Source organism: uncultured Aquimarina sp. (assembly GCF_947500065.1).
GTDB lineage: Bacteria > Bacteroidota > Bacteroidia > Flavobacteriales > Flavobacteriaceae > Aquimarina.
In genome coordinates this window covers 473026-484828 of the sequence record NZ_CANMQT010000004.1, presented here as the reverse complement: position 1 = coordinate 484828, position 11803 = coordinate 473026, and the positions used below count along the sequence as shown (strand labels likewise).

Sequence of the window (11803 nt, the reverse complement as noted above, 5' to 3'; positions counted from 1 at the left end):
GAGGGTGTTTCTCCTCATCCTAACTCCAATGCTCCTTCTCGTCTATCGCTAAACGTCGTCGTCCAAGGAGAAGGGGTTTTTTAACTCTTGCTTAATTCTTGCACCTTCTTCAACGCTACTAATCCTTTTCCGGATAATAACGATTCTTTCGCTTTTTCGAACCCTTGTTTAGGTTGTAACCCTTCTACTGTAGCGATTGCCATTCCTGCATTAGCACAAACTACATTGTTTTGTGCTTCAGTACCCTTACCATTAAGTATATTCATAAAGATAGCAGCAGATTCCTCAATAGAATCTCCACCTACTATTTCTTCCATCTTTAGAGTATTTACTCCAAAATCCTGAGGTGTTAACATTCCTTCAGAATGGTTAGATATGGTCTTAGTACTTCCGGTAAGAGATATTTCGTCATATCCATCTAAAGCGTGAATGATCGTAAAGTTTTTATCAGTATTTTGATATAAGTACCCATACATTCTGGCTAGTTCAAGGTTGAATACTCCTACGATTTGATTTTTTGGAAATGCTGGATTTACCATTGGTCCTAGCATATTAAAAAATGTTTTTACACCTAATTCTCTTCGTATAGGAGCTACGTTTTTCATAGCCGGATGGAATAGGGGAGCGTGTAATACACAAATCCCTGCCTCGTCAATACTTCGTTTTAGGAAATCTTTGTCATTACTGAATTTAATACCTAAATGTTCCATCACATTAGAGCTACCGCATTTAGAAGAAACTCCATAATTACCATGTTTGGTTACTTTTATACCTGCTCCTGCAGAAACAAACGAAGAAAGTGTGGAGATATTAAATGTATCTTTTCCATCTCCACCGGTACCACAAAGATCAATAGGATTGTATTCGCTAAGATCTACAGCAACACAAAGTTCTAATAAAGCATCTCTAAAACCTTCTAGTTCTTCGACGGTAATACTACGCATCATATACACTGTAAGAAAAGAGGCAATCTGGCTTTGGTTATAATCTCCTTTTGATATATTGACCAAAACTTGTTTGGCTTCTTTTTTAGAAATGATTTCGTGATTGATTAATCTATTTAATAAATTCTTCATGATTAATTATTTATCCAGTTTTCTAACATTTTTTTTCCATCGGGAGTGAGTACTGACTCTGGGTGAAATTGTACACCTCTAACATCTAATTCTTTATGTCTTAGAGACATGATTTGTCCGTTTTTGTCAAATGATGTAGCTTCTAAACAAGAAGGTAAATCAGTATCTGATACTACCCAAGAATGATATCTACCTACATCAAAAGTAGTATCAAGTCCTTTGAAAAGAGGTTCATCCGATACCGAAAGTTTTACTTCGGTTGCCACTCCGTGATATACATTGTCTAGATTAATCAGGCTTCCGCCAAAGACTTCTCCAATTGCTTGTTGACCAAGACACACACCAAATATACTTTTGGTATTTGCATAGGTTTTGATAATATCTTTCAGCAGTCCTGCTTCATCCGGAACTCCTGGTCCTGGTGAAAGCAATATTTTGTCGAAAGGAGCTACATCCTCTAATCTTAATTGGTCATTACGTTTTACGATTACTTCGCAACCTAAATCTTCCAGATAGTGAACTAGGTTATACACAAATGAATCATAGTTGTCTATTACTAATACTTTTCTCATTTTATTGTATAGGAGTTTATAAGCTCCTTATATTTCTTCAGCTAGTTTTAATGCTTTGGTTAATGCTCCTAGTTTGTTATATACTTCTTGTAGTTCGTTTTCTTCGTTTGACTGGTTAACTAATCCTGCTCCAGCTTGCCAATGAAGTTGATGATTTTTACTTAAAAATGTTCTAATCATAATTGCATGATTAAAGTTACCTGAGAAATCCATAAAACCGATGGCACCTCCGTAAAAGTCGCGATTTACAGTTTCGTATTTTTCGATAAGTTGCATAGCCATATGTTTGGGGGCACCACTTAGGGTTCCTGCAGGAAATGTATCGGCAACGACTTGCATTGTTGTTGTATCCTTATGTTTTTTACCTGTTACTTTGCTTACTAAATGAATCACATGTGAGAAAAACTGTACTTCTCTATAGGTGTCTACCGTAACTTCACTACCGTTGCGACTTAAATCATTACGCGCTAGATCAACTAGCATGACATGTTCTGCATTCTCCTTTTCGTCAACTGATAATTTTTTAGCTAGTTTCGCATCTTGCTCATCATTTCCTGTTCGTTTAAAAGTTCCCGCTATAGGATGAATTTCAGCGATATCATCTTTAACGACCAATTGCGCTTCAGGTGAACTACCAAATATTTTAAAATCTCCATAGTCAAAATAGAATAAGTAAGGAGAAGGATTGATGCTTCGTAAAGCTCTATATACATTAAATTCATCGCCTTTAAATTTCTGAGAAAAACGTTTAGATAAAACCAATTGAAATACATCTCCACGTTGACAATGTTTTTTAGCTAAAGCCACTTGCTCTTTGTATTGCTCATCATTTAAATTTGAAGTAGTCTCGTCTACAGTAGTAAAACTGAAAGAAGCAAAGTTTTTTACGTTGAGTAGAGACTCTATTTCGGCAACATTACTTTTTTCTGATTCATAACAGTGAGCGAAAATATAAGCTTCATTGTTAAAGTGATTAATAGCAATAATATTTTGATATACACTGTATTGTAAGTCTGGAATATTTAAGGTATCCTCTTTTTTGGTAATCGTGATATCTTCAAAATATCGAACTGCGTCATAAGAAATATATCCGAATAGGCCATTGTTTATGAATTTGAAATCACTTTTTGAAGTTTGGAATTTCCGCCCAAATTGTTCTATGATAAGTGGGATATCTGTGTCATGAGTTATAGCGGTTTCTTTATGAGTTTTATCAGGAAATGATTCATAAATGGTTTCATTTTCAATCTTAATAGTTGCAATAGGATTGCAACAGATGTAAGAAAAACTATTTTCATTTCCTCTATAATCACTACTTTCTAATAATAAGCTATTAGGAAATCTATCTCTAATTTTTAGGTAGACACTTACCGGAGTGATAGTATCCGCTAGAATTTGTTTGAAATGTGTGGTTAATGTATAACTCATGTTATATTTTGATATTAATAATTTATAAAACCCCTAATTTATTAGAACAAAAAAAAGGCTTGTCGTGATTTGACAAGCCTTTGATATGTTTACTTAACTATATGACAGGATCTATCTCACGACGTTTTCGTTATAAGATGACCACCACCAGGTATTTGTTAAGATTAAATTCATTTTTTATTTCTTGAGTCAAATATATAAATTTATTGTAATTCAAAAAACAAAAAAATTACATTTTTAAATTTATTGCTAGTTCAAATTCATCAGAGATAGTTTTGTCTCCCAAATTATCAAAGAAACTTCCAGATCCATACTTGATATCATATTTTGTTCTATCTACATTAAGTGTAGTTGAAGCAGAACCTCTATTAACGGTAAGGTCAAAAGAGATAGGGTTGGTTTTTCCTTTGATAGTAAGATCACCTGTAACCTTATAGCCGCCATCCATTTTTGAGGCTTTTTTGATTACAAGTTTAGCACTTTTGTGATCTTTAACTCCAAAAAAGTCATCAGAAGCAAGGTGCCCCTCTAATTTTTCTTTTCCTTTTCCTGCCTCAAGATCTGTAACAGCAAGTGAAGTCATATCTACTACAAATTCTCCTCCACTTAAGCTATTATTCTCAAAATTTAAAAATCCACTAGAAAAGTTAAGTGTTCCGGTATGTTGACCTGTAACTTTTTTACCTGTCCAATTAATAGAACTTTCTGAGGCTTTGATTTCTTTTTGTTGAGCATAAGAATATGTCGCAGCTATTAATGTAACTGCTAGGATTAATGATTTAAGTTTGGTTTTCATGATTTTAAAATTTAATGTTTATATAATTGTGATTACTTAATTAGTTTCTAAGTTTATTTAATAGATTGTTTAGAAGAATTAATTCTTCTTGTGAAAGATTGGAGGTTATTCTTTTTTCAAAATTATTCATGGCAGGACTTACTTGTTCTAGAAATTTTTGACCTTCATTTGTTATAGTAATTTCCACCTTTCTTCGATTGGTCGGGCAGGTAACTCTTTTTACTAAATTCTTTTTGATAAGTTTATCTACTAATCTTGTAGTGTTACTCATTTTGCTAACCATCCTATCTTGTATAGTAGATAAGTTGGCAGGTTTTCCTTGTTGACCATTAAGAATTCGAAGTACATTAAATTGTTGTATAGAGATATCATAAACCTTCAATTCAGAATTTATCTGATCACTTATCCAATTTTCGGTATATAATAAGTTTACGATTGCTTTTCTTGAAAGCGGAAGTTCCGTCTTGGTTTTTATGATATCTTCAATATTCATTTGTTTGTACAATATTTGTATATACAAATGTATGATGTTAATTGTTTTTAAAACCATAAATAGATACTAATTCTTTGTTAAAGTTCTAATGATTACTATTCTTTAATATTATTATTGTTCGATTGAATACTAATAGAAATCCTAAAATTCTCTTTATGAATTACATAAACCTTGTTAATTTCCTTTTTGATAATAAAGCGTTTTAATACTTTAGTATCATGCATAAATGGATCTTTTATATAGGCTTGACCGTATTGCTTGTAAGTTGTAAAGGAGAACAGAAGGTGGCGATAGAGACTACTAAGGTGTTTTCTGGCAAAGGTGTAGAGATACCTGTTTATGATTTTAAGAATTTCGAGTATTTATTAAGTATTAATGACGGAAAAACTCGAATTATTAATTTCTGGGCTACTTGGTGTAAACCGTGTGTTGCAGAATTACCTTATTTCGAATTGATAAATAGTAGATATCCGAATAAAGAGGTTGAGGTAATATTAGTAAGTTTAGATCTTCCTAATCAAGTAGAGTCTAAATTGATCCCTTTTATTAGAAAACAAAGGATAAAAAGTAAAATTGTATTGTTAGATGATCCAGATGCTAACAGTTGGATTCCTAAAGTGAATGAAAATTGGTCAGGATCTATACCGGCTACCATTATATATAAAGGAAATACTTCAAATTTTTATGAACGATCTTTTACTTATGATGAATTAGAAAGAGAATTAAAAAAGATGTTATAATATCATACAGAGTTCCCATTCATAATGATAAAAACCTAAAAGAACAGATAAATGAAGACTTTAAAGATTTTAGTAGCAGTTGTTTTAGTAATTGCCGTGAGTGCATTTGCAATTGACAAAGTTAATGTATCTGATACCGATGCAGGATATATAATAGGAGATACGGCCACAGATTTTAAGCTTAAGAATATTGATGATACTATGGTTTCGTTAAAGGATTATAAAGAAGCTAAAGGATTCATTGTTATTTTTACGTGTAACCATTGTCCGTATTCTGTTGCTTACGAAGATAGAATTATCGAATTAGATAAAAATTTTAAGAACAAAGGATATCCAGTAATAGCAATTAACCCTAATAATCCTAAAGCATATCCTACAGATAGTTTTGATCAAATGAAGATTCGAGCAAAAGAGAAAGGATTTACATTTCCTTATTTATTTGATGATGGTCAAAAGATTTATCCACAATATGGCGCTACAAAAACACCGCATGTATATATTCTGGAAAAGACGGAAAACGGTAATGTCGTTCGTTATATTGGAGCAATCGATAATAATTATAAAGATGCAGCGGCAGCGGATAAGAAATATGTGGAAGATGCTATTAATGCCTTACTAAAAGGGCAGAAAGTTCCTGTTGAGACTACAAAAGCTATTGGTTGTAGTATAAAAGCATAAAACAATCTAATTATATTTAGATAAATGGATGTATGGTTTCGTACAATCCATTTAGGACTCTTATATTTGTAATGAATTATTTGGGTAAAAGTTCAATATAAAAAATGGAAATATAAAATGGCCGAAGATATAACACAAAATCAATGGGAAGATCTTATTGCTAATGATACGAATGCAATAATTCTAGATGTTAGAAGTGAAGAAGAAGTAGAAGATGGTTTTATACCGAATATGCTTAATTTGGACATACGTCAAGGACAAGGTTTTCTGGATGAAGTGGAGAAATTAGATAAATCGAAAAATTACTATGTGTATTGCCGTTCTGGTGCTCGAAGCGCTCAAGCATGTGCATTGATGAATCAAATGGGTTTTGAAACTACATATAACCTAATCGGTGGTTTTATGAATTGGGATGGCGAAGTTGCCGAATAATATTATCTAACCATACTACTTATGAAAATCAAAACAATAGTTACCATAACTGTTTTCTCACTATTATTATTTAATTGCAAGGATAGTAATAACAATGATACTGCTGCGGTAGAGCTTATTACGGTTGAGGAAATGGACTCTCTGCTGGAATTAGAAAAAGTACAGCTCGTAGATGTACGTACACCACAAGAATATGCAGAAGGACATATAGAAGGTGCTATTAATATAGATTTTAGTGATGAGAATTTTGAGACCTTGATATCTGAAGTTGATAAATCAAAGCCAGTTGCTGTGTATTGTGGTCGTGGAGGAAGAAGTGGTAAGTGTTCTGCTTATATGAAAAAAGCTGGATTTACCAAGATTTATGATCTTGATGGAGGAATCACCGAATGGAAATATAAAGGAAAGGAAACGGTTAAATAAAATACTTTGATCGTTATATATTATTTAAAAAGCAAAACCTTAAAGTTTTGCTTTTTTTTATATTAATAGTGAACCTCTATTTATAGTGTTTTCAATTAATTAGTGTTAAAAAAATAATACCCAAACCTTTTGGTTTCAAAAATATCGTTGTAGGGTTCGGCATTCTTGAAATAGTTCTCTTGCAGACGTAATGATTGAATAGAACTAAAACATACATGGGACTATGGTAACTGTAATAAATTATAAAGTTTTTACCTTTAACTTGATAATAAAAAGGGCTGTCTAGAAAGATATAGACAGCCCTTTTATGAATAAGGTGAAAAATAATATTTCTGTTTTTATATTATTTCACAAAAATCTTTTGAACCAACGTTTTATTTCCTGTAGTAACATGCATAAAATAGATACCCGAAGTCAGATTATTTAGCTTAATTATCTGGCTTACTTTATTTGTTTTTTCAGGTGTTCTTACTAGTAGGGTTTCCACAGTTCTTCCATTAATATCTTTAATACTAATCTTAGAAGATGAAGAATGAAGATTATAAATCTCCAGATTAAGAATATCTTTGGCTGGGTTAGGGAAAACAATAAAATTTAACTCTCCAGAATTGGATGCTTTAGTATTAACATTAGACTTTGAGTTACAGGCTCCAAGATTTATCCATACTTCCCATTGACCTGAATTTTGTTCTGGATTTTTCCCTGTATTCCACCACTTGGCTTCATATTCGACCTCATTGTATACGACATTATTACCAATAACATAAGTTGCATTGGTGGACCAGGCACTTATTCCGTTACAGCCATTTCCACCTCCTCCATTGCATTGTCCTGTAGAGTTATAGATTGCTTGATTACAAGTAATAGTGAAGTTGCCTGCTTGATCCCCTGAAGGGTTTCGAGTTTCCCACTGGCTTCCTACCGTAGTTGTTGTAGCATAAGAACCTCCTGCATTGGCAGATCCTTGTAAAGAATTATTCTGATAATACTGTAATGTACAATCTGTATTATTGGTAAAAGTAGCATTTATTGCGTCGCCAGTAGTACATCCAACACCGCCACCTTCAACGATTATATCACTTACTGAATAAAATGCTTCATGGCTATCATTGTAATCTCTTTGCCATATACTTACTAAAGCAGCTTTTTTACCGGCATAAGAATCAGGAATAAAAGATCTAATAATAGTGGATGCTGCTGCAGGTCCTTGTCCCACGCTACCAATCTCTATTAGGTCATTCCATCGTAATGGTTGTGTAGGATCCCAATTTAATTGAGTAATGTAAACCTTGTAATATTCAGTCTTATGAGGCGCAGTATTTGTCCATTCTACGTCAATATATCCATGTTTGACAGTTGTCGCTGGCCAATCACTACTTAACGCGTCAAGACAGCTAAAATCTACTGCACTACCGTTACCACCACTGGCAATTTGGCCATCCGGAATAAGAGCCTGGTGGTTTCCGAAATTGGTATCTGGCTGTAAAACTCCCCTCCATTCATAAATTGCGCTACCACAAGGAGTGCAGACAGGGGTGGATGGATTGTTAAAACAATTGTAAATCCTACTTGGAGGATAAATAACAGTACCGTGTGAGAATACGGGTTGAGCGATGCTCAACAAGAAAAGAAAAAATCCGAGAAATTTAAGAGTTTTCTTCATAATTGAAAAGGTTTTAAGTTATATATTAATTAAGAATCTAAGATTTGGAAGCACAGCATAGGAATTAGCGCTTTATCTACTTTTATCATATTAAAAAACAAGCTTGTTCATTAAAGATTAAAGAACAGTTGGTTTACTATTTTTAGATGATTTTGTAGTAAGAGTTATCGTATTTATTTGTTGATTTTCTAAATACATTTCGGACTTATTTCCTTTGTGGAAGAGGGTTTTAACAAAAAAGAAAAGAAAGTAAGGGTCAAGATGTAGAATATAGTTTCAGAAAATTAAATAAGTAACAAAAGTTTTAACTGAAGTACTGTAGATCTTTTCATGTTGATTTGTATTTTTTAAGAGTTGGGTAAACTTAAAGAGAACTTAAATCAAAAAGAAAATATTTAGACAAACGACAAGACTTAATAGATATTACGTTTCTAAAACCATATGAACTGTTTTTATATCTAATTATTTTCTTTGTTCATGTAGTCTTTTAACAAGACCAATTCGTAGGAACTCTATCCCATCGATGATCTTTTAAATTTGACATCCATTGTTTTGATAGACCAATGCCATTGCTTATTGCCATATTAGCTTTTACATTTTGTAATTGTCGCATTCCGGGAATCATAGTGTTTACTATTGGATTGGATGCTATAAAACGCAATGCCAATTCTGCTATCGGCATTTCTTTACCTAGCATTTTTTTTAATTTTGAAATACGCTCAATAGTTGGAGGTAAATTTTCTGATCCAAAATATGTATTTCTAAAATCACCTTGTTCCCATTTAGAATGTATTGATAGCTTTCCTGTAAGAGAACCTTCATCAAAAGGTACTCTGGCAATTACGCCGATATTATTTTTTTTACAGTAAGGAAACAATTCATCTTCTGGAGATTGATCGAATATATTATAGATAACTTGCACAGCATCGATCAAACCACTTTCTAGGGCCTTAATGCAATTAGAAGGCTCCCAGCGATTGACACTAATTCCGAAGGTTGAAACTTTTCCTTCTTTTTTTAGTTTTACAATCATTTCTTTCCATTCATCATTATCTGCCCAACTATCTTCCCAAACATGAAATTGTAATAAATCTATAGTTTCAATATCAAGATTCTTTAAACTTTTTTCGGTATACGAGATAATATGATCTGATGGATAAATATCTTTTAATAATGATGATTTGTTAGGAGGCCACTGATCTATTTTGGGAGGTATTTTTGTAGCCGTATATAATCGTTTACTTTTATGTCGTTTCAATAGATTTGATAGAATACGTTCACTCTTGCCTTCGCCATATCCCCAAGCAGTATCAAAAAAATTACATCCTAATTCTACAGCTTTATCTAAGGACTTGTGGGAAGTGATATCATTAGATTTTGACCATCCAGCCATACCCCACATACCATATCCAACTTGGCTAATTTCCCAATCTAATTTCCCGAATTTTTTATAGATCATATTTAATAAATAACTTTATTATAGGTTTATAAAAGAAGTGCAAAATCAATAAAAATCAACTTATTTTCTGCTTCTAATATAGAAAGAAACACAATGGATAAGTTGTCTGGATGAAGCCACTAGTATCCCACAGATAAAAGATACTAGTGGCTTTATTCAAGAAATTTACTCGTGTAATTCTTTTTTGATTATTCAATTAGATTTTTACCTATTTTATTCCAAATTCTTTTTAATAAAAACCCTGCTATTAATGCGGTTATTCCCGTAATTGCTGCAGTTTTATATTCTCCATAAAGTACGTAACCTGTTGTGAATAAGGTGCCGTAAACCAAACAGCATCCTAGTAACATGGCTAATATCCCAGAGGGAACAGCCCATTTTTTATTATCGGTAATAATAGCAACATCTTTTTTATGAGCTTTGTCAATTATTGCTTTCCAACCGGGTCCACCTGGTTGTAACTTTTTGTAAAAACTAAAAAGCTTTTCGTCTGTATCTGGTTTTGTTATAAAAGTCACTACAATCCAAACAAATGTGGTTATAATAACTACAAACGGGATACTAAACCAAGTTGGAAAAATACCATCAGCACCAAAAAGAACTTCATTAACTTCTGGTTTAGTTATGATTAAAGATATAATCCCAGAAGAAAACATAGCCGAGATTTCGCTCCAAGCATTTATTCTCCACCAAAACCATCTAAGAATAAAAATTAATCCTGTTCCTGAACCAAACATTATAATATATGTAAATATTTGTTCGGCATTATTTAGAGCTAATGCTAATAAAACACTTAAAGCCATAAGTACTACGGTCGATAATCTACCGAATCCTACCATTTCTTTTTCGCTAGCATTAGGTTTTATAAATTGGCGATACACATCATTAACCAAGTAAGAAGCTCCCCAGTTTAGGTGAGTTGAAATACTTGACATATAGGCGGCTATTAAAGAAGCTACTACAATTCCTAAAAGTCCACTTGGTAACTTAGTTAACATTGCAGGATACGCTAAGTCATGCCCTAATTTATCTGCTGTTACATCTGGAAAAGCTTCTTGAATACTTGCTAAATCTGGGAATACTATTAAAGATGTAAGTGCAACTAATATCCATGGCCATGGTCGTAGCGCATAATGCATAATATTGAAAAAGAAGGTAGCTCCAATAGCATGGTTCTCATTTTTTGCAGCAAGCATACGTTGTGCTACATATCCACCACCACCAGGCTCAGATCCTGGATACCATGAACTCCACCATTGTACTGCCAATGGTATAAATAGTAGGGTGATAACGGCTTCTTTATTTCCAAAATCTGGAAGTAAAGAGATTTTATCAGCTACATTGGGATGGGATATTAAATTTTGTAAACCGTTAACTTCAGGTAAATTTACACAATAGTATGCTGCACCTATGGCTCCAGCCATGGCAACAAAGAACAGTAAGAAATCTGAATAAACTACTCCTTTAAATCCACCTAACGCACTAAATATTACAGTTACTACTGCAGCATACCCTACGGTTTCTATTGCCGATAGCCCTAGCATTACCTGTCCAATTTTTATGGCGGCTAATGTAATGCCAGACATGGCTAAAACATTAAAAATTAAGCCTAAATAAACAGATCTGAAAATCCTTAAAAATCTACCAGGTTTTCCGGAATATCGTAGTTCATAAAATTCCATATCCGTATTTACATTAGAACGCCTCCACAATCGAGCATATATAAAAACAGTTAGTAATCCTGTTAGTAAAAATGCCCACCAAGCCCAATTACCAGCAACTCCATTTTGTCTTACTAGATCGGTAACTAAATTTGGAGTATCTGTAGAAAAGGTAGTAGCGACCATAGAGAAACCTAGCAACCACCAAGGCATATTTCTACCTGATAAAAAATATTCTGAAGCGCTCTTTCCTGATTTTTTGGATACTACGATCCCTATAAATAATGTGGTTAAGAAAAAAAATATGATGATTCCGTAATCGAGTGTGCTTAAATTCATGGTAGTCGGATATAAATTTGTTTTAATAAAAAGGCAATATAAT

12 protein-coding genes are annotated in these 11803 nt (G+C 33.0%); 4 read left to right on the top strand and 8 right to left on the bottom strand.

The genetic code is table 11. From position 1 onward, the window contains the following. Window positions 1-80 precede the first annotated feature (80 nt). From trpD to Q0975_RS14915, 5 genes are all read right to left on the bottom strand, one after another. Window positions 81-1076, bottom strand: coding sequence for an anthranilate phosphoribosyltransferase (gene trpD, locus Q0975_RS14935; RefSeq protein ID WP_299438016.1), 996 nt, complete (start codon window positions 1074-1076; stop codon window positions 81-83). A gap of 2 nt (window positions 1077-1078) precedes the next feature. Then, on the bottom strand, window positions 1079-1648 hold the full coding sequence (locus Q0975_RS14930; RefSeq protein ID WP_299438014.1) for an aminodeoxychorismate/anthranilate synthase component II: 570 nt from the start codon (window positions 1646-1648) through the stop codon (window positions 1079-1081). Between the two features lie 27 nt (window positions 1649-1675). Beyond that, window positions 1676-3076: an anthranilate synthase component I family protein gene (locus Q0975_RS14925; RefSeq protein ID WP_299438013.1), complete on the bottom strand. Its 1401-nt coding sequence runs from the start codon at window positions 3074-3076 to the stop codon at window positions 1676-1678. A gap of 229 nt (window positions 3077-3305) precedes the next feature. Next, complete coding sequence (locus Q0975_RS14920; protein WP_299438011.1) at window positions 3306-3872, bottom strand: YceI family protein; 567 nt, start codon at window positions 3870-3872, stop codon at window positions 3306-3308. Window positions 3873-3912: 40 nt separating this feature from the next. Next, window positions 3913-4365, bottom strand: a complete 453-nt coding sequence (locus Q0975_RS14915; protein ID WP_299438009.1) for a MarR family transcriptional regulator — start codon at window positions 4363-4365, stop codon at window positions 3913-3915. 218 nt (window positions 4366-4583) lie between these two features. Here Q0975_RS14915 and Q0975_RS14910 point away from each other — a divergent pair, with 218 nt between their 5' ends. The 4 genes from Q0975_RS14910 (at window position 4584) to Q0975_RS14895 (ending at window position 6638) form a co-directional block, all read left to right on the top strand. Beyond that, complete coding sequence (locus Q0975_RS14910; RefSeq protein ID WP_299438007.1) at window positions 4584-5105, top strand: TlpA disulfide reductase family protein; 522 nt, start codon at window positions 4584-4586, stop codon at window positions 5103-5105. A 51-nt stretch (window positions 5106-5156) separates the two neighbouring features. Then, entirely contained in the window at window positions 5157-5783 is a 627-nt protein-coding gene (locus Q0975_RS14905) for a thioredoxin family protein (RefSeq protein WP_299438005.1), read from the top strand. A 117-nt stretch (window positions 5784-5900) separates the two neighbouring features. Then, window positions 5901-6215: a rhodanese-like domain-containing protein gene (locus Q0975_RS14900; protein WP_299438003.1), complete on the top strand. Its 315-nt coding sequence runs from the start codon at window positions 5901-5903 to the stop codon at window positions 6213-6215. A gap of 21 nt (window positions 6216-6236) precedes the next feature. Then, a complete protein-coding gene (locus tag Q0975_RS14895) occupies window positions 6237-6638 on the top strand; it encodes a rhodanese-like domain-containing protein (RefSeq protein WP_299438001.1) in 402 nt (133 codons plus the stop codon). Window positions 6639-6981: 343 nt separating this feature from the next. On the opposite strand, the gene Q0975_RS14890 is transcribed toward Q0975_RS14895, so the two are convergent. The 3 genes from Q0975_RS14890 to Q0975_RS14880 all read right to left on the bottom strand — a co-directional run bounded on the left by Q0975_RS14890 (window position 6982) and on the right by Q0975_RS14880 (window position 11760). After that, window positions 6982-8301, bottom strand: a complete 1320-nt coding sequence (locus tag Q0975_RS14890) for a lytic polysaccharide monooxygenase (protein WP_299437999.1) — start codon at window positions 8299-8301, stop codon at window positions 6982-6984. A gap of 487 nt (window positions 8302-8788) precedes the next feature. Further along, window positions 8789-9760, bottom strand: a complete 972-nt coding sequence (locus Q0975_RS14885) for an aldo/keto reductase (protein WP_299437997.1) — start codon at window positions 9758-9760, stop codon at window positions 8789-8791. Between the two features lie 188 nt (window positions 9761-9948). Continuing rightward, window positions 9949-11760, bottom strand: coding sequence for a sodium:solute symporter family protein (locus tag Q0975_RS14880; RefSeq protein ID WP_299437995.1), 1812 nt, complete (start codon window positions 11758-11760; stop codon window positions 9949-9951). Window positions 11761-11803 lie beyond the last annotated feature (43 nt).

Excerpts from the sequence above, each read along its gene's own strand:
- Q0975_RS14905 (WP_299438005.1), top strand. The coding sequence starts at position 5,157 with ATGAAGACTTTAAAGATTTTAGTAGCAGTTGTTTTAGTAATTGCCGTG.
- Q0975_RS14925 (WP_299438013.1), bottom strand. The coding sequence starts at position 3,076 with ATGAGTTATACATTAACCACACATTTCAAACAAATTCTAGCGGATACT.
- trpD (WP_299438016.1), bottom strand. The coding sequence starts at position 1,076 with ATGAAGAATTTATTAAATAGATTAATCAATCACGAAATCATTTCTAAA.
- Q0975_RS14915 (WP_299438009.1), bottom strand. The coding sequence starts at position 4,365 with ATGAATATTGAAGATATCATAAAAACCAAGACGGAACTTCCGCTTTCA.
- Q0975_RS14890 (WP_299437999.1), bottom strand. The coding sequence starts at position 8,301 with ATGAAGAAAACTCTTAAATTTCTCGGATTTTTTCTTTTCTTGTTGAGC.
- Q0975_RS14910 (WP_299438007.1), top strand. The coding sequence starts at position 4,584 with ATGCATAAATGGATCTTTTATATAGGCTTGACCGTATTGCTTGTAAGT.
- Q0975_RS14885 (WP_299437997.1), bottom strand. The coding sequence starts at position 9,760 with ATGATCTATAAAAAATTCGGGAAATTAGATTGGGAAATTAGCCAAGTT.
- Q0975_RS14900 (WP_299438003.1), top strand. The coding sequence starts at position 5,901 with ATGGCCGAAGATATAACACAAAATCAATGGGAAGATCTTATTGCTAAT.
- Q0975_RS14880 (WP_299437995.1), bottom strand. The coding sequence starts at position 11,760 with ATGAATTTAAGCACACTCGATTACGGAATCATCATATTTTTTTTCTTA.
- Q0975_RS14895 (WP_299438001.1), top strand. The coding sequence starts at position 6,237 with ATGAAAATCAAAACAATAGTTACCATAACTGTTTTCTCACTATTATTA.
- Q0975_RS14920 (WP_299438011.1), bottom strand. The coding sequence starts at position 3,872 with ATGAAAACCAAACTTAAATCATTAATCCTAGCAGTTACATTAATAGCT.
- Q0975_RS14930 (WP_299438014.1), bottom strand. The coding sequence starts at position 1,648 with ATGAGAAAAGTATTAGTAATAGACAACTATGATTCATTTGTGTATAAC.